The sequence below is a fragment of the Pantoea sp. USHLN298 genome (assembly GCF_037149395.1).
GTDB classification, from domain to species: Bacteria; Pseudomonadota; Gammaproteobacteria; order Enterobacterales; family Enterobacteriaceae; genus Pantoea; species Pantoea astica.
Window position 1 is genome coordinate 499451 of sequence record NZ_JBBCRO010000002.1, and the last position, 18564, is coordinate 518014.

Annotated in this window: 18 protein-coding genes; 8 read left to right on the forward strand and 10 right to left on the reverse strand. The window is 55.7% G+C overall.

What is annotated here, in order from left to right; translation table 11 throughout:
• Positions 1 to 47 precede the first annotated feature (47 nt).
• Positions 48 to 266 carry an ogr/Delta-like zinc finger family protein gene (locus WFK59_RS07040; protein ID WP_336755424.1) on the forward strand — a complete coding sequence of 73 codons (219 nt, stop codon included), beginning with the start codon at positions 48 to 50 and terminating at the stop codon, positions 264 to 266.
• Positions 267 to 370: 104 nt separating this feature from the next.
• On the forward strand, positions 371 to 1435 hold the full coding sequence (locus WFK59_RS07045; protein WP_159223679.1) for a phage integrase: 1065 nt from the start codon (positions 371 to 373) through the stop codon (positions 1433 to 1435).
• A gap of 302 nt (positions 1436 to 1737) precedes the next feature.
• Here the strand turns inward: WFK59_RS07045 and WFK59_RS07050 are convergent, their stop codons facing one another.
• From WFK59_RS07050 to copC, 3 genes are read right to left on the reverse strand one after another with little or no spacing between them, the layout of a single operon-like run.
• Complete coding sequence (locus WFK59_RS07050; RefSeq protein ID WP_233987949.1) at positions 1738 to 2085, reverse strand: YebY family protein; 348 nt, start codon at positions 2083 to 2085, stop codon at positions 1738 to 1740.
• Positions 2086 to 2116: 31 nt separating this feature from the next.
• Complete coding sequence (gene copD, locus WFK59_RS07055; protein ID WP_336755541.1) at positions 2117 to 2992, reverse strand: copper homeostasis membrane protein CopD; 876 nt, start codon at positions 2990 to 2992, stop codon at positions 2117 to 2119.
• A 5-nt stretch (positions 2993 to 2997) separates the two neighbouring features.
• The gene (gene copC, locus WFK59_RS07060; protein ID WP_233987948.1) at positions 2998 to 3375 is read right to left on the reverse strand and encodes a copper homeostasis periplasmic binding protein CopC; all 378 of its coding nucleotides are present in this window, start codon (positions 3373 to 3375) and stop codon (positions 2998 to 3000) included.
• A gap of 151 nt (positions 3376 to 3526) precedes the next feature.
• On the opposite strand from copC, the gene WFK59_RS07065 reads away from it, so the two are divergent.
• Together WFK59_RS07065 and exoX are read left to right on the forward strand one after the other, a co-directional pair.
• A complete protein-coding gene (locus WFK59_RS07065) occupies positions 3527 to 3757 on the forward strand; it encodes a DNA polymerase III subunit theta (RefSeq protein WP_094119981.1) in 231 nt (76 codons plus the stop codon).
• 2 nt (positions 3758 to 3759) lie between these two features.
• Positions 3760 to 4428, forward strand: a complete 669-nt coding sequence (gene exoX, locus WFK59_RS07070) for an exodeoxyribonuclease X (RefSeq protein ID WP_336755542.1) — start codon at positions 3760 to 3762, stop codon at positions 4426 to 4428.
• Here exoX and WFK59_RS07075 read toward each other — a convergent pair.
• Both WFK59_RS07075 and WFK59_RS07080 read right to left on the reverse strand, forming a co-directional pair.
• Positions 4422 to 6485 (reverse strand): prolyl oligopeptidase family serine peptidase, encoded by a 2064-nt coding sequence (locus WFK59_RS07075; protein WP_336755428.1) that lies wholly within the window; start codon positions 6483 to 6485, stop codon positions 4422 to 4424. The genes exoX and WFK59_RS07075 overlap by 7 nt on opposite strands.
• 115 nt (positions 6486 to 6600) lie before the next feature.
• Entirely contained in the window at positions 6601 to 7257 is a 657-nt protein-coding gene (locus WFK59_RS07080) for a tellurite resistance TerB family protein (protein ID WP_094119983.1), read from the reverse strand.
• Positions 7258 to 7425: 168 nt separating this feature from the next.
• Here WFK59_RS07080 and purT point away from each other — a divergent pair, with 168 nt between their 5' ends.
• On the forward strand, positions 7426 to 8604 hold the full coding sequence (purT, locus tag WFK59_RS07085) for a formate-dependent phosphoribosylglycinamide formyltransferase (RefSeq protein WP_233987946.1): 1179 nt from the start codon (positions 7426 to 7428) through the stop codon (positions 8602 to 8604).
• A 35-nt stretch (positions 8605 to 8639) separates the two neighbouring features.
• Here purT and WFK59_RS07090 read toward each other — a convergent pair whose 3' ends face one another.
• Positions 8640 to 9278 carry a bifunctional 4-hydroxy-2-oxoglutarate aldolase/2-dehydro-3-deoxy-phosphogluconate aldolase gene (locus tag WFK59_RS07090; protein WP_094119984.1) on the reverse strand — a complete coding sequence of 213 codons (639 nt, stop codon included), beginning with the start codon at positions 9276 to 9278 and terminating at the stop codon, positions 8640 to 8642.
• 202 nt (positions 9279 to 9480) lie between these two features.
• Positions 9481 to 10956 carry a glucose-6-phosphate dehydrogenase gene (gene zwf, locus WFK59_RS07095; RefSeq protein WP_031377491.1) on the reverse strand — a complete coding sequence of 492 codons (1476 nt, stop codon included), beginning with the start codon at positions 10954 to 10956 and terminating at the stop codon, positions 9481 to 9483.
• Positions 10957 to 11321: 365 nt separating this feature from the next.
• On the opposite strand from zwf, the gene WFK59_RS07100 reads away from it, so the two are divergent.
• The 3 genes from WFK59_RS07100 to WFK59_RS07110 all read left to right on the forward strand — a co-directional run bounded on the left by WFK59_RS07100 (position 11322) and on the right by WFK59_RS07110 (position 15067).
• Positions 11322 to 12200: a MurR/RpiR family transcriptional regulator gene (locus tag WFK59_RS07100; protein ID WP_336755433.1), complete on the forward strand. Its 879-nt coding sequence runs from the start codon at positions 11322 to 11324 to the stop codon at positions 12198 to 12200.
• Positions 12201 to 12307: 107 nt separating this feature from the next.
• Positions 12308 to 13750, forward strand: a complete 1443-nt coding sequence (gene pyk / locus WFK59_RS07105; RefSeq protein WP_233987944.1) for a pyruvate kinase — start codon at positions 12308 to 12310, stop codon at positions 13748 to 13750.
• Positions 13751 to 13834: 84 nt separating this feature from the next.
• Complete coding sequence (locus WFK59_RS07110; RefSeq protein WP_233987943.1) at positions 13835 to 15067, forward strand: MFS transporter; 1233 nt, start codon at positions 13835 to 13837, stop codon at positions 15065 to 15067.
• Positions 15068 to 15095: 28 nt separating this feature from the next.
• On the opposite strand, the gene lpxM is transcribed toward WFK59_RS07110, so the two are convergent.
• The 3 genes from lpxM to znuA form a co-directional block, all read right to left on the reverse strand.
• The gene (lpxM, locus tag WFK59_RS07115) at positions 15096 to 16070 is read right to left on the reverse strand and encodes a lauroyl-Kdo(2)-lipid IV(A) myristoyltransferase (RefSeq protein WP_336755435.1); all 975 of its coding nucleotides are present in this window, start codon (positions 16068 to 16070) and stop codon (positions 15096 to 15098) included.
• Between the two features lie 125 nt (positions 16071 to 16195).
• On the reverse strand, positions 16196 to 17527 hold the full coding sequence (gene mepM, locus WFK59_RS07120; RefSeq protein WP_233987941.1) for a murein DD-endopeptidase MepM: 1332 nt from the start codon (positions 17525 to 17527) through the stop codon (positions 16196 to 16198).
• Between the two features lie 13 nt (positions 17528 to 17540).
• Positions 17541 to 18488 carry a zinc ABC transporter substrate-binding protein ZnuA gene (znuA, locus tag WFK59_RS07125; protein WP_336755437.1) on the reverse strand — a complete coding sequence of 316 codons (948 nt, stop codon included), beginning with the start codon at positions 18486 to 18488 and terminating at the stop codon, positions 17541 to 17543.
• Positions 18489 to 18564: the final 76 nt, after the last annotated feature.

Consider the following 18564-nt stretch of genomic DNA (forward strand, 5'->3'; position numbering starts at 1 on the left):
ATTCAAACTAAGTGGCTTCTACCCTACCCCTCTTAAGGATCATGATTATGATGCACTGCCCGTTATGCCAGACAGCTGCCCATGCAAAAAGCAGTCGCTATGTTTCGAAAGAAACAAAAGAACGTTATCACCAGTGCCAGAATATTAATTGCAGCTGCACGTTCAAAACGCATGAGACCGTTACTGGAATGATTGTCTCACCTGGGCAAATCAATAAGGTGCCTCTCTATACCAGCCATCAACAACAACCTTCCCTGCTGCATTAATTTAGCCCGCTCAGCGGGCTTTTTCATGTTTGAAAAGCCATAATCAAACATTGAATACTGTTTTTATATACAGTATTTTATCCCCCTTTTCTCAAGGGGGTTGCATGGCAATAAGGAAATTAAATACAGGTAAGTGGCTCTGCGAGTGCTATCTCAATGGAAGGGATGGTAAACGAGTGAGACGACAGTTCAGGACCCGAGCTGAAGCCATTGCCTTTGAGCAATACACTCAGGACGAAATGAAGGCTAAACCCTGGCTGGCTGAGAAAGAGGATAACCGCAAGCTTAGCGAACTTATCGAGCTATGGTACAAATTACACGGTTGCTCGCTAAGTGACAGAAAAGGCCGACTCGGCAAACTTAATATTATTTGCAATGGCATGGGGAACCCCGTTGCTGCCTCTATCACTTCGAAGGATTGGGCACATTATCGGGATCGGCGTTTACAGGGCCTCATACAGAACGGATACAAAACCAGTGATAAATCGTTAAAGGTCTCACCGGGTACCATTAACTGTGAACATGCATTCCTTCGCGCTCTTTTCAATGAACTGGAACGGCTTGGCGAAATCAGCTACCCCAACCCACTTAAAAATATCCGCGAGTTTGATCAGCCAGAGAAAGAAATGGCATGGTTGACTGAAGCCCAGATACAAAAGCTGTTTGCTGCCTGCAAAGTTCACGATAACTCTGATCTAACGCTGATTATCAAAATCTGCCTTTCAACCGGATGCCGTTGGAGTGAAGCCGCGAATCTTAAAGCCTCACAATTGTCTCCAAACAAAATCACCTTCATCAACACCAAAGGCAAAAAAAACCGCTCGGTACCCATCGACAATGCCTTGTATAACGAGTTAAAAGACAAAGAGGGCCGTTTCTTTTCAGAGTGCTATCGCCAGTTTTATCGGGTCATTCGCCTGGCCGGCATTGAACTACCAGAAGGCCAGATGAGCCATGTACTGCGCCATAGCTTTGCCAGTCACTTCATGATGGCCGGGGGAAATATCATCGTGCTGCAACGTATTCTCGGGCATTCCGACATTAGGGTGACGATGCGTTATGCCCACTTCGCACCCGATCATCTTGAGGATGCAATTCGTTGCAATCCGCTGGCATTGATGGCGAAGAAAAATGGCGACAAAGTGGCGGCACAGGTTCCAGCAGAATAGAACAGAGGGCAACAGGATGAGGCCTAACTGATTGATTTTGATATAATCTATTGATTGTAAACACCAGGCAAAAAAAGACCGAATACGATTCCTATATTCGGTCCAGGGAAATGGCTCTCAAGGAGCCGTGCGCTAAAAGTTGGCATTCATGAAGGCGGTTTCGCCTTACACGTTAAGATTAGATCAGCGCACAGGATTTGCCAGTCAGCGCGAGGCTGGAGGCCGGAATCTGGAACAGTTTGTGATCGCAACGGCAGAAAACAGTGAAATTCGGGTACAGCGTGGCACTGTACCCGGCGGGTTTATTTACCGCACAACGCCTGGGTGCGCTCAACAATCGGCTGCAGGCTCATCATATGGCCTGGATTCGCTTTATCTTCACTCTGAATCACGCTGATCGGTTGTGCTTTCACCTGTTTGTTTTTAAACAGCTGCTCTGCTTTGTCATTCAGCGGATACTGCATCAGGGTGCTGGGGTTAATGGCAAACAGCGAACCGTCTTTTTCACAGGTCAGCATCACCTCTTCACGGTTAAACGGCCATTTGTCTTTACCGATTTCAAAACGGCTGACGGTAATGATCTGCGCCGCCAGCGCCTGGCCGCATAGGGATAACAACAGGACTGCGGGAATCACTTTCTTCAGCAACATAACTTACCTTTACGCATCTCTTAAATAATATTCAGGCTGGCGACAGCGTGGCAAAAACGCTGACCAGCCCAACCACTCCACACGCCAGCAGCAGTTCCAGCTGGGTCATGCGGATAAATTTTTGCTGCGTCCCACTGCCCGCCAGACGAAAGCGTGGCACCAGCCAGTAACGATTGATCAGCGCCACCAGCACCATTAACGCCACCAGCAACACCTTGCACAGCAGTAATATCACATAAGGTGAATCGGGCCACGTCAGCGGCCAGCCGAGGATCATCAGACTGTTGATCGCGCCAGTGAGCAGCGTTAACGCGACGGCCAGATGACCATAACGGGAAAAACGCATCATGGTACGGATAGCATCCGTGCGGCGCTCAATCTGCCGCGCTTCGCGCATCAATAACAGCAGCGGTAACAAACCACCGGCCCAGAACGCCGCCGCAATCAGATGCAAAGCCTGATTGAACGGGTGTAACAGGCCGGGCCAGCCTTCATGCATCGCTGCATGTCCGGTGAAGGCCAGAGAAGCCAGTTGCAGCACGCCCGTCAGCAGTAACGTCTGCGCTCGCAGTCGCCCGTTCAGCCACAGCCCTGCGACGGCTAAAACGCTGAACAGCATCTCCCATTGCCACACAACGCCAAAGCGGGTACCCAGCACCGCCAGCCAGATGGCACCCTCGGCCAGGTTGGCGCTGTCGCCGCTCATCAAGACGTTCTGGCAGGCCAGCATCGCCAGTGCGCTCAGCAGCGCCAGCCACGCGCTCAACTGCAACAAGGGGTTTAAGCCAATCGCCAGCCGTGGACGGTAGCGTGCCGGTGCCAGTAGCGCAGAGTAACCTGCACTCGCGGTCAGCAGCATCAGAGCGGCAAAATGCAGCCCGCGCAGGCTTACCCACAGGGTCTCCACCACGATTATTTCACGCTGAAGCGGTAGCTTCCTGAGGTTTTATGCCCATCAACCGACAGCACATGCCAGTTAACCTGATAGTCACCGGCTTTAAGCGGCTGCGGCAGATCAATAATCAGATGACTGGCCTGTTTCGCCGCGACACGCGCTTTGCCGGTCGCTACCGGCTGTTGTGCCGCATCCAGCAAGGTCACGCCGCTGAATGCCGCCTCAATATCTTCGCTAAAATTCAGCGTCAGCGCATCCGCTGAAGAGGTCACCTGCGCGTTAGCCGCCGGATTTGATGACTGAAGATGAGCATGGGCCAGCGCAAACTGACTGAAACTCAGGCCAGCGACAACCGCCAGCGCAGCGATCATGCGGGAAACCGCTTTTTTCTGCATAAGATCATCCTTTTAACAACCGTTGACGCGACAAACGTGGCGAAAGGATACGCTGCTCGTTTTATGGTGTCGAGGCCAGCGATGCGATCCTTAACCCTTGATTCAGGCCGGGGAAAACATTACTTTTGCCCCACATCATCAGGAGAACACTATGAGTCATAACCTTGCCCGGCTGTCCCGGGAAGAGAAAGACAAAATCAATGTCGATTTGGCGGCAGCGGGTGTGGCGTTCAAAGAGCGCTATAACATGCCGGTGGTCGCAGAGATGGTCGCTCAGGAACAGCCCGAGGCGCTACGCGACTGGTTTCGTCAGCGTCTGATGCACTATCGCCAGGCGTCACTCAGCCTGTCGCGCCTGCCTTATGAACCGAAGATGAAATAATGATGTTACGCGTAATTGATACCGAAACCTGCGGCCTGCAGGGCGGCGTGGTGGAAGTGGCGTCGGTGGATGTGATCAACGGCCAGATTGTTAACCCGATGAGCGATCTGATCCTGCCTGACCGCCCTATCAGCCGGCAGGCAATGGCGGTGCATCGCATTACCGAAGCGATGGTGGCCGACAAGCCGACCATTGAGCAGGCGATTTCCCGCTACCACGGCAGCGCCTTCTACGTGGCGCATAACGCCAGCTTCGATCGTCGCATGTTGCCAGAGATGTACGGTGAGTGGATCTGCACCATGCAGCTGGCGCGTCAGCTGTGGCCGGGCATCAAATATGGCAATCAGGCGCTGCGGCACTCGCTGAAGCTGGACGTCACGCCGCCCGCCGACCTGCATGCGCACCGCGCGCTCTATGACTGTTATGTCACCGCCGCGCTGTTAATACGCATTATGGAGACCTCAGGCTGGAGCGCATCCGAGATGATTGTGCGCTCGCAACCGGCGGCGCAGCGCGACGATGTTCTGCCGTTCGGCAAATATCGTGGTCAGGCGATTGCGGTGATCGCCCGTAAAGATCCGGGCTACCTGAAATGGATGCTGGATAACGTGGCCGATCTGCGCCCGCCATTACGGCAGGCGCTGCGGAAATGCCTCAGCGAGGCTCAGTAGTCTCCGGCCGGGGGTAGCGTCCTCTGCGCCAGTCCGAGGATAAAGGCGTACTCCATCGCCACCCCTTCGTAGGCTTTATAGCGACCGGACTTGCCGCCATGACCGGCATCCATGTCGGTACAGAGCAGCAACAGGTTATTGTCGGTTTTCATTGATCTGAGCTTCGCCACCCATTTTGCCGGTTCCCAGTACTGTACCTGCGAATCGTGCAGGCCGGTCGTCACCAGCAAATGGGGATAGGCTTTGGCTTCGATATTGTCGTAAGGGCTGTACTGGCGGATGTAGTGATAGTATTCCGCCTGATTGGGATTGCCCCACTCATCATATTCGCCGGTTGTCAGTGGGATCGACTCATCGAGCATGGTGGTCACCACATCCACAAACGGCACCTGCGCCACCACGCCATGGAAACGCTGCGGTGCCATATTGATCACCGCGCCCATCAGCAGGCCACCGGCGCTGCCACCCATCGCGTAGAGCCGTTCGGGATGCCCGATGCCACGCGCCACCAGCGCATGGGTTACGTCGATAAAATCGGTAAAGCTATTCATCTTATTCAGCAGGCGGCCCGCATCGTACCATTGCTGGCCTAACTCGCCGCCGCCGCGAACCTGAACCAGCGCATAGACAAAGCCACGATCCAGCAGGCTCAGACGGCTGACGCTGAAATCGGCATCCATACTGCTGCCATACGCACCGTAGCCGTAGACCAGCATCGGGTTCTGGCCCGGCTGATAGTATTTACGGTTATAGACCAGCGAAACCGGCACTTCGGTGCCATCGCTGACTTTGATCCAGTGATGCTCGCTTTTGTAGTCGTCCGCGTCGAACCCTTTTACCGCCGTCTGTTTCAGAATGCGGCGTTCACCGGTATCCATATCCAGCTCAAACAGCGTGGTTGGGGTGGTCATTGACGAGTAGCCGTAGCGCAGTTTACTGGTGCGGGGCGTCGGGTTATAGGCCAGCCAGGTAACATAGGTCGGATCGTCAAACGCGATGCCGCTGTTTTCGCCGCTGGCCCAGTTAATCTGGCGCAGGCTGGTCAGGCCGCGCTGGCGCTCCTCAACCACCAGCCAGTCACGGAATAGCTGGAAATCTTCCATCACCACATGATCCCGCGCCGGGATCAACGTCTCCCAGCGGGACTCAGGCAGATATCGGGTGCGGTAAAGTCCGAAGTTCTTGCCGTCGCGATTCGAGCGGATAAAGAACTGGTGATCGTAATGGTCGAGGCTGTACTCATGATCGCGGCGGCGCGGCAGGAACACATGCGGTAGCGCATCCGGGAAGTTAGCGTCGATCAGCTGAATTTCACTGGTGGTCGTGCTGTACAGCGCGATCAGGATGAACTGTTTTGAGGTGGTTTTATGCACGCTGAGGTGAAACGTATCATCCTTCTCCTCATACACCAGCTGATCGTCGCACTGCGGCGTTCCCAGCTCATGCCGCCAGACCTGATAAGAAAGCAGCGTCTGTGGATGCTTCTGCACATAGTAGACGGTGCGGGAATCGTTGCCCCAGGCAAAGCTGGAGGAGGCGTTGCTCAGCACTTCCGGATACCAGCTGCCGCTGTGCAGATTGCGGAAGCGAATGCCATATTGCCGCCGCGACAGAAAATCTTCTGCCATCGCCATCACCTGGTTATCCGGGCTGATGTGCAGCGCGCCCATGGTGTAAAACTCACTGTGCGAGGCGCGCTGATTGGCATCGAGCAGCAAGGTCCATTCATCAGACTCCGCGCTGTCGGCGGGTTGCCGATAGTAAGCCGGATATTCATTGCCGCTCTGATAGCGACTCTGATAACGATACCCGTTCTTTACATAGGGCACCGAATGGTCTTCCGGCGGCAGACGATCGATGATCTCTTTGAGTACCCGCTCCTGAAGCGGTTGCTGAGAGGCCATGATTTTACGGCCATAATTATTTTCAGCCCGCAGGTAATCGAGAACTTCGTTATCTTCACGTTTGTCGTCGCGTAGCCAGTAGTAGTTATCGACGCGCGTTTCACCATGCAGCGTCATCTCATGCGGTATTTTCTTTGCGATGGGTGCTTTCATGACATCCGTCTCCGTGAAAGTAATGATCTGTAAGCGTGGCACCAAAGGCGCAGGAAGCCAAGCTTCAACTGGTACGGAAACAGCAAGCTGGCCACCGGAGGTGGCCAGTGGGGGATTAACTGGCGGGTAAGCGGGCCTTCTCTGCCACGATATCCTGCTGAATACCGTCACGGACATCCTGCGGGATTTTAAGCGCATCGCCCAGCGCCGACAGGTAACTGCGTTCCATAAAATGATCGACGTCGATCGCCGCGCAGCTCAGGAAGTAAAGCTCCAGCGCCTCCTCTTCGTTCTTTACGTCGGCGGCCAGCCACTGCGGATCGAGTGGGCGGTTCATCGCTTTCTGAATCAGCTGTTCCGCCTCCTGACCGTAACCAGACTGATGAATATTCTGCTCAATCGCTGCCCGTTCCTGATCGTCGATATGACCATCACTTTTGGCGGCGAATACCAGCGCTGTGACCAGACGTTCGGCGCGCAGGTCAATGGGCGTCTGCGCTGCGCCAAAGTCAGGTTCATTCTGGTGCGCTTCGCTGACCCGCTGCTTATATTTGTTCCACAGCACCGCGCCTGCGGCAGCACCGCCGCCAATGATCAGCGCTTTGCCGCCATATTTGGTTAACAGTTTGCGTGACGATTTACTGGAAATCAGCATACCCGCCAGGCCGCCCAACGCGCCCGGTGCCAGCATATCGCTTAAACCACCGCCAGACTTGCTGTCGCCGCCCTTCTTCGCCAGTACCGACTGAATTTGTTGCAACCAGTTGTTCATCATCCACTCCTGTTTAAGATGGTAGTCCGTCATCCTGACGAAAAAGATGTCAGGAAACGTCAGAGCGGGAAAAGTAAGGCAAACGGCGGAGCGTTCGGTAAGAAAGATGAGTACGCAATCGTTTTCGTTTATACTGCGCGCGCATTTTGTGACTGCTTAGGTGAATTTATGACGACTCTCGGAACTGCGCTGCGCCCTGCGGCCACGCGTGTGATGCTATTAGGTTCAGGTGAACTGGGTAAAGAGGTGGCGCTGGAGTGTCAGCGTCTGGGTGTGGAAGTGATTGCCGTTGATCGCTACGCCGATGCCCCGGCGATGCAGGTGGCGCATCGCAGCTATGTGATCAACATGCTGGATGGCGAGGCGCTGGCCGCGCTGATCGCGCAGGAAAAACCTGACTTCGTGGTGCCGGAAATTGAAGCCATCGCCACCGACACCCTGGTGGCACTGGAGCAGCAGGGACAGCGCGTGGTGCCGACTGCCCGGGCGGCAAAGCTGACCATGAATCGTGAAGGTATTCGTCGTCTGGCTGCCGAAGAGCTGTCACTGCCGACCTCCCGTTACTGCTTCGCCGACAGCAAAGCGCGTTTCGACCAGGCTGCCGCGGAGATTGGCTTTCCCTGCATCGTGAAACCGGTGATGAGCTCCTCCGGCAAGGGCCAGAGCTTTATCCGTGATGCCAGCCAGCTGGACAGCGCATGGGAATACGCGCAGCAAGGCGGCCGTGCCGGTGCCGGTCGGGTGATCGTCGAAGGCGTCGTGACCTTTGATTTTGAAATAACCCTGCTGACCATCAGTGCGGTGGACGGCATTCATTTCTGCGCACCCATTGGTCATCGTCAGGAAGATGGCGATTACCGTGAATCCTGGCAGCCGCAGCAGATGAGCGATCTGGCGCTGCAGCGGGCGCAGGCGATTGCAGCGCAGGTGGTTGAGGCGCTGGGCGGATATGGACTGTTTGGCGTTGAGCTGTTTGTCTGCGGTGATGAGGTGATCTTCAGCGAAGTGTCGCCACGTCCACATGACACCGGCATGGTGACGCTGATTTCACAGGATCTGTCAGAATTTGCGCTGCACGTCCGGGCCTTCCTCGGTCTGCCAATTGGCGGCATTCGCCAGTATGGTCCGGCTGCGTCGGCGGTGATCCTGCCGCAGCTGACCAGCCAGAATGTGCAGTTCGTGAATGTCGGGGCGGCGCTGGGTGCCGGTCTGCAACTGCGTCTGTTCGGCAAGCCAGAGATCAGCGGACAGCGCCGGCTGGGCGTGGCGCTGGCCAGCGGTGACACCACCACTCAGGCGATTGCGCGTGCGGTCGCCAGCGCGGCAGCGGTGAAGGTCGAGGGATAATATCAAGGCGGTGAGCCTCGGCTCACCGCCAGAACTTACTTCGCCCCTTCTACCGCTTCACGCGCCAGTCGGGTAATCCGATCCCAGTCGCCCGCTTCCAGCGCATCGTTAGGCACCAGCCACGAACCGCCAATGCACAGCACGCTTTTCAGCGCCAGATAGTCACGGTAGTTGGCCGGAGAGATACCGCCGGTCGGGCAGAAACGCACCTGCGGGAAAGGCCCGCCAATCGCCTGCAGCGCTTTCACACCGCCGTTGGCTTCCGCCGGGAAGAATTTGAACTCACGCAGGCCGTAGTCCATGCCGGTCATCAGTTCTGAAACGGTGCTGATGCCAGGAATCAACGGAACCGGGCCTTCAACGGCAGCTTTCAGTAACGACTCCGTGACGCCAGGGCTGATGATAAATTGCGCGCCCGCCTCGGTCACTTCCTGCAGTTGCTGAGGATTAATCACTGTACCCGCACCGACAATCGCTTCCGGCACTTCTTTGATCATCGCACGCAGCGCATCCATCGCCACCGGCGTACGCAGCGTTACTTCCAGCACCCGGACACCGCCCGCGACCAGCGCTTTCGCCATCGGGACCGCGTGTTCCAGCTTGTTTACCACGATCACCGGCACGACCGGTCCGGTGGTCAGAATCTGTTCAGCACTTGTTTTCCAGTTCTTCATCACTTCCCCTTGCTTGATAAAACCGGGATTAGCGGCCCGGTCATGGAGCCTCGGCTCCTGCCCTGTCAATTGCGCCACTACCATACATGATCCGGTTCCTGAGCGTCCATCGCCCGACGCGATTTTTGAAACGCCAGTTCACTTTTCTGCCTTTGCGTCGGACAAAAAAAAGGCCCGCACAGTGCGGGCCTCAGAGGTTCCGTTATTCAAATTCGTTCCACGAACGGCCATCGCGGGTGATCATCGCCACCGAGGCAACCGGGCCCCAGGTGCCGGCCTGATACGGTTTGGAAGAATCACCATCCGCCGCCCAGGCTTCAATGATGGAATCGACATAGGTCCAGGCCGCTTCCACTTCGTCACGGCGGACAAACAGCGCCTGAATGCCGCGCATACTTTCCAGCAGCAGGCGTTCATAGGCATCCGCCAGATGTGACTGGTTGAAGGTTTCGGAGTAGCTCAGATCCAGCTTAGTGGTCTGCAGCTTGTGCTTGTGATCGAGGCCTGGCACTTTGTTCAGGATCTCAATATCCACCCCTTCATCCGGCTGCAGACGAATGGTCAGCTTGTTCTGCGGCAGCTCTGAATAAGAATCTTTAAACAGGTTCATCTCAGGGTTTTTAAAGTAGACCACCACTTCGGAACATTTGGTCGGTAACCGTTTACCGGTGCGCAGATAAAACGGCACGCCTGCCCAGCGCCAGTTGTCGATATCCACCCGGATGGCGACGAAGGTTTCGGTGGCGCTGGATTTATTGGCACCCTCTTCTTCAAGGTAGCCCGGCACTTTTTTACCCTGCACGAAGCCCGCGGTGTACTGACCACGTACCGTTTTCTCACGCACGTTGGTCTGATCGATGCGACGCAGCGAACGCAGCACCTTCACTTTTTCATCACGGATGCTGTCAGCGCTGAGATCGGAAGGCGGCGACATGGCGATCATGGTCAGAATCTGCAACAGGTGGTTCTGGATCATGTCCCGCATCTGGCCCGCTTTGTCGAAGTAACCCCAGCGGCCTTCAATCCCGACCTCTTCCGCCACGGTGATCTGTACGTGGTCGATGGTGCGGTTGTCCCAGTTATTGACGAAAATCGAGTTGGCAAAGCGCAGTGCCAGCAGATTCAGTACCGTCTCTTTGCCCAGATAGTGGTCAATACGGAACACCTGGCTCTCATCGAAATATTCACCGACGCTATCGTTGATTTCCTGTGAGGTTTCCAGTGAGGTGCCGAGCGGCTTCTCCATGACGACACGCGCCGGTTTGGCATTCAGCTTCGCGGTGCCCAGACCCTGACAGATGGCGCCGAAAGTGCTCGGTGGCATGGCAAAATAGTTGATGGTGGTGCGTTTTTTCTGATCCAGCATCTTGCCCAGTTTCGGGAAGTGCGTGGTGTCATTCACATCGAGGTTGCAGAAGTCGAGACGGCCGCTGAGCTTATCCCACAGCGCTTCGTCAATCTTCTCCTTCATGAAGGTTTCCAGCGCTTCACGTACCACTTTGGTGTATTCCGCTTTGTCCCACTCGGCGCGGCCTACGCCAATGATGCGGGTCTCTTCGTGAATCTGACCCGCTTTTTCTAACTGATACAGTGAAGGCAACAGTTTACGGCGTGCAAGATCGCCTTTGGCACCGAAAATCACCAGATCGCATGCCTGGGCTGTTTGTGTAACCGCCATTTTCCTCTCCTCGTTGCAGGATAATCCGATGGTGATGCATCCTCTGCCACCGGGTCCAGGTTGTTATTTTCTTTCAGCACAATGTACTTTTTTCCCCGCGCCAGGTAAACCGACGCGCCGGGTCAACCGCATTAACTCTGTACCGGATAGTGTCAGCGCGTGTGATGACGCGTGCGCATTTCTGCTTTTTTCTGTGTCTGATGTTGTCAGGCAAAATCCGGCACCGCTCAAAGTATGCCAAAAAAAAGCGCGTCCGGCTTATCCGCCCTTGCGCCCGACCCGCGCTAACGCGATATAGTCTCTGTTAATGGCTGCCAGCGACAGCAATAATTGAAATCGATAAAAGTGATAATGGTCATCCACTTATGAATATGCTGGAAAAGATTGAGGCGCAGCAGGCTGCGTTGAGTAAAGCGGAACAGAAAGTGGCCGGGCAGATTCTGGCAGCGCCGCAGGCTGCGATGCACTCCAGCATTGCCACGCTGGCGCGCGCAGCGGGCGTCAGCGAACCCACGGTCAACCGTTTTTGCCATCGGTTAGGCGCGCGCGGTTTTCCGGACTTCAAACTGCAGCTGGCGCAAAGCCTGGTGAAAGGCAGCAGCTGGGTCAGCCGTGGCGTAGAGCAGCATGACGATGTGGAAAACTACAGCCATAAAATTTTTGATTCGGCGCTGGCTGGCCTGCAACAGGTCCGCAACCAGCTGGACGCCGCGCGTCTGCAGCAGGCAGTCACGCTGCTGACCGGGGCGGATAAACTCGCTTTTTTTGGTCTGGGCGCTTCAGCGGTGGTGGCGCATGACGCCTTCACAAAATTTCTGCGCTTTGATTTGCCGGTCTTCTGGTCGGACGATATTGTGATCCAGCGCATGAGTTGTATAAATAGTCGAGCCGGTGACGTTTTTGTTCTCATTTCACATACTGGCCGCACAAAAAATATGGTAGAACTGGCTCGCCTGGCCCGTGTAAACGGTTCCACCGTTATTGCCATCACCTCTCCCGACTCGCCCCTTGCCGACGAAGCCGCGCTGGCTTTAGTGCTTGATGTACCGGAAGATACTGATGTCTATCTACCGATGGTGTCGCGCCTGGCGCAGTTGACCGTGATCGATGTGTTGGCGACCGGTTTCACTCTGGAACGCGGAACGCCTTTCCGGGAAAACCTCAAGCGCGTTAAACAGGCGCTGAAAGCGTCGCGTTACGAAAAGCACGCCATTCGGGAACAAGATACACAACAAAATAATTAACATCACATTTACAATGTGAGTCGTATCACAACCCATCGATCATATAGAATAGCTAACCATGCCGCGTCCGGAGATCAGGACCGGCTTATTTGTTAACGGAGTCCTTCATGTCAAGACGTCTCAGAAGAACCAAGATCGTAACAACCCTCGGCCCGGCTACCGATCGTGATAATAACCTCGAAAAAATCATCGCGGCTGGCGCTAACGTTGTTCGACTCAACTTCTCCCACGGCACGCCAGAAGATCACCAGCTACGTGCAGATAAAGTGCGCGAGATTGCGGCAAAACTGGGTCGCCATGTCGCGATCCTCGGTGACCTGCAGGGTCCAAAAATTCGCGTTTCTACCTTTAAAGAAGGCAAAGTTTTCCTCAACATCGGCGATCGTTTCCTGCTGGATGCCAGCCTGGGTAAAGGCGAAGGCGACAAAGAGCGCGTTGGTATCGACTATAAAGGTCTGCCAGCCGACGTCGTGCCTGGCGACATCCTGCTGCTGGATGATGGTCGCGTGCAGCTCAAAGTGCTGGAAGTGCAGGAGATGAAAGTGTTCACCGAAGTGACCGTCGGTGGCCCGCTGTCGAACAATAAAGGGATTAACAAGCTCGGCGGCGGCCTGTCGGCTGAAGCGCTGACTGAAAAAGACAAAGCAGACATCATCACCGCGGCGAAAATCAAGGTCGACTATCTGGCGGTCTCGTTCCCACGCTGTGGCGAAGACATGAACTATGCGCGTCGTCTGGCCCGTGAAGCGGGTTGCGATGCCAAACTGGTGGCGAAAGTAGAACGTGCCGAAGCGGTGGCCAGTCAGGAAGCGATGGATGACATTATTCTCGCCTCTGATGTGGTGATGGTCGCGCGTGGCGATCTCGGCGTGGAAATTGGCGATCCGGAACTGGTCGGGATTCAGAAAGCCTTAATCCGTCGCGCCCGCCAGCTCAACCGTACCATCATCACCGCCACTCAGATGATGGAGTCGATGATTACCAACCCAATGCCGACCCGTGCAGAAGTCATGGACGTGGCCAACGCCGTGCTGGACGGAACCGATGCCGTGATGCTGTCGGCTGAAACCGCCGCCGGTCAGTATCCGGCAGAAACCGTCTCGGCGATGGCTAAAGTCTGCCTTGGCGCAGAGAAGATCCCCAGCGTTAACGTCTCGAAGCACCGTCTGGATGTGCAGTTCGACAACGTAGAAGAAGCGATTGCGATGTCGTCGATGTATGCCGCTAACCACCTGCAGGGTGTAACCGCCATCATCACTATGACGGAATCGGGCCGTACGCCGCTGATGACCTCCCGTATCACCTCCGGCCTGCCGATTTTCGCCATGTCACGTCATGAGCGCACCCTGAACCTGACCGCGCTCTATCGCGGTGTGACGCCGGTGTTCTTTGACAGCAACAACGACGGTGTGGCGGCCGCGCACGATGCGGTTAACCTGCTGCGTGATAAAGGCTTCCTGGTCTCAGGCGACCTGGTGATTGTTACTCAGGGCGACGTCATGGGCGCCACCGGCACCACCAATACCACTCGCGTGCTGCGCGTGGATTAATTGACACCGGGTTGAGATTGCCAGTGTAGAATAAAAGACGCGACTGCCTGCCAGTCGCGTTTTCTTTTCTGACAAGGAGGCCAGATGGCCCGTTTTCACCCCATCAGCCAGCTCACCGGCCGGGTATTGTTATTTCCTCTGGCATTAGTGTTATTCGAATTTGCTACCTACATTGCCCATGACATGATCCAGCCGGGTATGCTGATCGTCACGGCAGAATTTAACGTCGGCCCGGAATGGGTCTCTACCTCGCTGACCGCCTACCTGATTGGCGGCGTGGTGCTGCAATGGCTGCTGGGCCCGCTCTCCGATAAGTTTGGCCGCCGTCCGGTCATGCTGTTCGGTATCCTGTTTTTTGCTGCCGCCTGTCTGCTGACTAACTGGGTCAGCTCTATCGAAGAGTTTGTCAGCCTGCGCTTTGTGCAGGGGATCAGCCTGTGCTTTATCGGTGCGGTCGGCTATGCCGCAATTCAGGAGGCGTTTGATGAAGCGCTGGCGGTACGAATGATGGCGCTGATGGCCAACGTCGCGCTGCTGGCCCCGCTGGCCGGTCCGCTGGCGGGCGCCGCCTGGCTCACCGTCGGCAGCTGGCGCAGCATGTTCTGGCTGTTCGCTGCCTGTAGCCTGCTGGCCTTTGTGGTGCTGTGGCGAGTGATGCCGGAAACCGCCGGCGATCGCACTCATTCGATTGCGCTGCCGAATCTGGCGCGCAACTACGGTCGTCTGATGAAAGATCGGCTGGTGATGACGGGATCGTTCGCTATCGGCCTGGTATTTATCCCGATCCTCACCTGGGTGGCGCTGTCGCCGGTGATCCTGATGCATGACGAAGGGCTGTCGCGTATGCAGTATGCGTTGCTGCAGCTACCGGTCTTCCTGGCGATGATCGCCGGTAACCTGACGCTGAGTAAGCTGGCTGGACGGGTGCCGATTGAGCAGCCGGTGAAGTTTGCCGCCTGGCCGATCCTTATCGGGCTGAGCCTGGCGCTGGTGGCGAGCCTGATGAACAGTCACGGCTATCTGCTGATTACCGCCGGGCTCAGCCTGTACGCCTTTGGCGCGGGCATGGTCAACGCCGGACTCTATCGCCTGACGCTTTACGCCAGCGATGAAGGCAAAGGCAGCGTGGCGGCGATGCTGGGAATGATCAGCATTCTGACGCTGGCTATCGGCATTGAACTGGCGAAAAGTGGCTACTTCAGTGGCGGCACGCTGTGGTTCTGTCTGATTAACTTTATCAGCGGTGTGCTGTGGTTTGGTCTGGTGATTGTATTTATGCGGGAACGCAAACGGCGCAGTAAGCTGGAAGCACTGTAAGAAAAAGGCCGCTTGCGCGGCCTTTTTGCTATTTGCGCGGGTAGAGTTCTTTGCGCGAATAGGGTTCGATATCGTCGCCTTTGCGCGTTTTCAGCAGCTTCAGTATCCAGGTATACTGTTCCGGATGCGGGCGCACGAAAATTTCGACTTCTTCATTCATCCGGCGCGCCAGCTGATGGTCATCCGCTTCCAGCAGATCGTCCATCGGTGGCCGCACATAGATTTCCAGCTTATGCGTGTCGCTGTTATAGACCGGGAACAGCGGTACCACGCGGGCGCGGCACAGCTTCATCAAACGGCCCAGTGCCGGCAGCGTCGCTTTATAGGTGGCGAAAAAGTCCACGAACTCGCTGTGCTCCGGGCCATGATCCTGATCGGGCAGATAGTAGCCAAAGTAGCCCTGACGGATGGAACTGATAAAGGGTTTGATACCGTCATTGCGGGCATGTAACCGGCCGCCATAACGGCGACGCGCGGTGTTCCAGGCATAGTCGAGCAGCGGATCGCTTTGGTTATGGAACATCGCAGCCATTTTCTGCCCTTCCGATGCCAGCAGCATCGCGGGGATATCTACTGCCCAGCCGTGTGGCACCAGAAAAATGACGTTCTGCTGCTCAGCCTGCACCTGATCGATAATCTCACGGCCATGCCACTCTACGCGCTCGCGAATACGGGCCGGATCGCGCAGCACTAACTCGGTCATCATTGCCATCGCCTGCGGTGCCGTGGCGAACATCTCGTCAACCAGCGCGGCACGCTGGGTCTCACTCAGTTCCGGCAGGCAATAGTAGAGATTGATCAGGGCACGACGACGTGCGCCTTTCGCCAGCTTGCCGGCAAAGCGGCCTAAACGACCCAGCAGCGGATCGCGCACTTTGGGCGGTAACATCGCCATACCGGCCAGTCCAGCAATCGCCAGCCAGCTTCCCCAGTATTTAGGTTTGAGAAATGAACGTTCAAAAACAGGAATAAATTCAGCGTTATTTTTTTTTCGGGTTTCCATGCACTCGCCTCAAGCAATGACCGGCTAATGATAGTGACGACGGGCAAATTTGCAATCATCGTGCGCCAGATAGAAAAAAACCGACGGGATTGCCGTCGGTTTCTGCGCGATTTGGCGAAATTCGCTTATTTCAGCCCCAGCTGCGGCAGCCAGGATTTCACCTGCGCCATATACTGGCTGCGATCTTTGCCGGTCAGGCCTTCCATCCGCGGCAGCTTCGCCGTTAACGGGTTGACTGCCTGGTTGTTAATCCAGATTTCAAAGTGCAGATGCGGCCCGGTTGAGCGGCCGGTGTTGCCTGACAGCCCGATGCGATCGCCGCGCTTCACTTTTTGTCCCGGCTTCACCAGCACTTTCTTCATGTGCATGTAACGCGTCATATACTGACGACCGTGACGGATCGCCACGTAGTTACCGGCGGCCCCGCCGTTCTTCGCCACTACGATCTCCCCGTCGCCCACTGCCAGCACCGGCGTGCCGATCGGCAGCGCAAAGTCGACGCCTTTATGCGGCGCGATGCGTCCGGTCACCGGGTTGAGACGGCGCGGGTTGAAGTTAGAGGAGACGCGATACTGCTTCACGGTCGGGAAGCGCATGAAGCCGCGCGCCAGGCCGGAGCCGTTGCGATCGTAGAATTTGCCATCTTCAGCACGGAAGGCGTAGTAATCTTTACCTCCGCTGCGCAGGCGTACGCCCAGCAGCTGGCTCTGGGCGCTTTTGCCGTCGAGCATTTCACGTGACATTAACACGCTGAACTGATCGCCGGCCCGCAGCTTGCGGAAATCCATCTGCCATTGCATCGCTTTAATCACGCCGCTGGCTTCGGCACGGCTTAACCCGGCGCGCTGGGCACTGGCGGCAAAACTGCCGCGCACTTCGCCCTGCAGCACGCTGTTGCGCCACTCGCCCTTCTGCAATTCCGCGTCCATTTTAAAGCCACCTTTTGGGGTGCGCTCATAGGTACGGGTTTCGCGGCGGGAGATCTCCCAGCTCAGGGTTTTCAGGCTGCCATCGTCGGCCAGGGTCCAGCTCAGCTGCTGCCCGACCTGCAGGTTGCGTAAATCACGGTCGCTGACCACCAGCGAATTGATGTCGCCAATGTCGATGCCATACTGATTCAGCGCACTGCTCAGCGTATCGCCGGAGGAGACCGTGTATTCATGAACGCCTGGGGTGTCAGGCACGCCGGTATCGACGTCGTCTGCAGGCAGCTCTTCGTCCGGCTCCGGTGTGCTTTGATCAATCGGCTCACTGGCTTCCGGCAGCAGCGTACGAAGTTCGTTTTTATCCAGCTCGATGGTTTTGACGATAGGCGTCACATCATCGGTGGGGTGATAGACGTAAGGCCGCCAGACGGCGACGGCCAGTGTCACAACAGTTAAAGAACCCAGCATAACGCGGTGGGGGCGCGGCAAATTATTAAATGCGAGGGCGACAGAGCGGGCTATCTGCTGCACTTTTACCTATTCCTCATGCTCCATTCAGGCAGCTTGCATACTGGCTCGACAGCTGTGAGAGGAATTTCACGTAGCTATCTTTAGCTAAGCTGATGTCTGTTCCCAGCGGATCGAGCGTACCTTTACGCACCTGCGTTCCGCGGGCGACAGCATCGATGACTGCTGGCCTGAATTGTGGCTCAGCAAAGACGCAGACCGCCTTTTGCTCAACCAACTGTGTTCGTATCTGGTGTAAACGCTGAGCGCCCGGTTGAATCTCAGGATTGACGGTAAAATGCCCGGTGGGCGAGAGACCGTAGTGTTTTTCAAAGTACGTGTAAGCGTCGTGAAAAACGAAATATCCTTTATTTCTGACCGGCGCGAGTTGTGCGTTAACGCGTTTGTCCGTGTCCGCCAAAGTTACCTCAAACTGCTGGAGGTTGGCGTCAAGTTTGGCTTTATCTTGCGGCATAAGTTCCAATAATTTTTCATGGATTGCAACCGCGGTTTTCCGCGCTATCTCCGGCGACAACCAGAGGTGCATATTAAACTCGCCGTGATGATGGTGATGGGCATCGGCCTCTGCGGCTTCGGATTTTTCCGCTGTGTGTTCATCTTCATCTTCACCACCGCTAATCAATAGCGGTTTCACCCCACTGATATCGGCCATCGACAGATTTTTTTTAGCCGGCAGTTCAGCCACAGACTTCGCCATAAAGGCTTCCATTTCCGGCCCGACCCAAACAACTAAGTCCGCGTTTTTTAAGCGTTTTGCATCAGATGGGCGCAGGGCATAATCGTGCTCCGAGGCCCCGTCCGGCAGCAGAACATCGACCGGGGTCACGCCATCAGCAATGGCCGCCGCGATAAATCCGACCGGTTTCAGTGAAGCCACAACATTGGCGTGAGCAGGAAAGGTAAAAGAAGCTGTTGCGGAGAAAGCAGTTAAGGCGAAAAGTGCACCTTTTTTAATATGTAACATTATGCGTCATTCCATCGTGACCGGGTGATGGGATGTGATATTATAACATTCGAAATTCTGTGCAACCTGTAAATAC

Excerpts from the sequence above, each read along its gene's own strand:
- WFK59_RS07040 (WP_336755424.1), top strand. The coding sequence starts at position 48 with ATGATGCACTGCCCGTTATGCCAGACAGCTGCCCATGCAAAAAGCAGT.
- WFK59_RS07045 (WP_159223679.1), top strand. The coding sequence starts at position 371 with ATGGCAATAAGGAAATTAAATACAGGTAAGTGGCTCTGCGAGTGCTAT.
- WFK59_RS07050 (WP_233987949.1), bottom strand. The coding sequence starts at position 2,085 with ATGTTGCTGAAGAAAGTGATTCCCGCAGTCCTGTTGTTATCCCTATGC.
- copC (WP_233987948.1), bottom strand. The coding sequence starts at position 3,375 with ATGCAGAAAAAAGCGGTTTCCCGCATGATCGCTGCGCTGGCGGTTGTC.
- WFK59_RS07065 (WP_094119981.1), top strand. The coding sequence starts at position 3,527 with ATGAGTCATAACCTTGCCCGGCTGTCCCGGGAAGAGAAAGACAAAATC.
- exoX (WP_336755542.1), top strand. The coding sequence starts at position 3,760 with ATGTTACGCGTAATTGATACCGAAACCTGCGGCCTGCAGGGCGGCGTG.
- WFK59_RS07075 (WP_336755428.1), bottom strand. The coding sequence starts at position 6,485 with ATGAAAGCACCCATCGCAAAGAAAATACCGCATGAGATGACGCTGCAT.
- WFK59_RS07080 (WP_094119983.1), bottom strand. The coding sequence starts at position 7,257 with ATGAACAACTGGTTGCAACAAATTCAGTCGGTACTGGCGAAGAAGGGC.
- purT (WP_233987946.1), top strand. The coding sequence starts at position 7,426 with ATGACGACTCTCGGAACTGCGCTGCGCCCTGCGGCCACGCGTGTGATG.
- WFK59_RS07090 (WP_094119984.1), bottom strand. The coding sequence starts at position 9,278 with ATGAAGAACTGGAAAACAAGTGCTGAACAGATTCTGACCACCGGACCG.
- zwf (WP_031377491.1), bottom strand. The coding sequence starts at position 10,956 with ATGGCGGTTACACAAACAGCCCAGGCATGCGATCTGGTGATTTTCGGT.
- WFK59_RS07100 (WP_336755433.1), top strand. The coding sequence starts at position 11,322 with ATGAATATGCTGGAAAAGATTGAGGCGCAGCAGGCTGCGTTGAGTAAA.
- pyk (WP_233987944.1), top strand. The coding sequence starts at position 12,308 with ATGTCAAGACGTCTCAGAAGAACCAAGATCGTAACAACCCTCGGCCCG.
- WFK59_RS07110 (WP_233987943.1), top strand. The coding sequence starts at position 13,835 with ATGGCCCGTTTTCACCCCATCAGCCAGCTCACCGGCCGGGTATTGTTA.
- lpxM (WP_336755435.1), bottom strand. The coding sequence starts at position 16,070 with ATGGAAACCCGAAAAAAAAATAACGCTGAATTTATTCCTGTTTTTGAA.
- znuA (WP_336755437.1), bottom strand. The coding sequence starts at position 18,488 with ATGTTACATATTAAAAAAGGTGCACTTTTCGCCTTAACTGCTTTCTCC.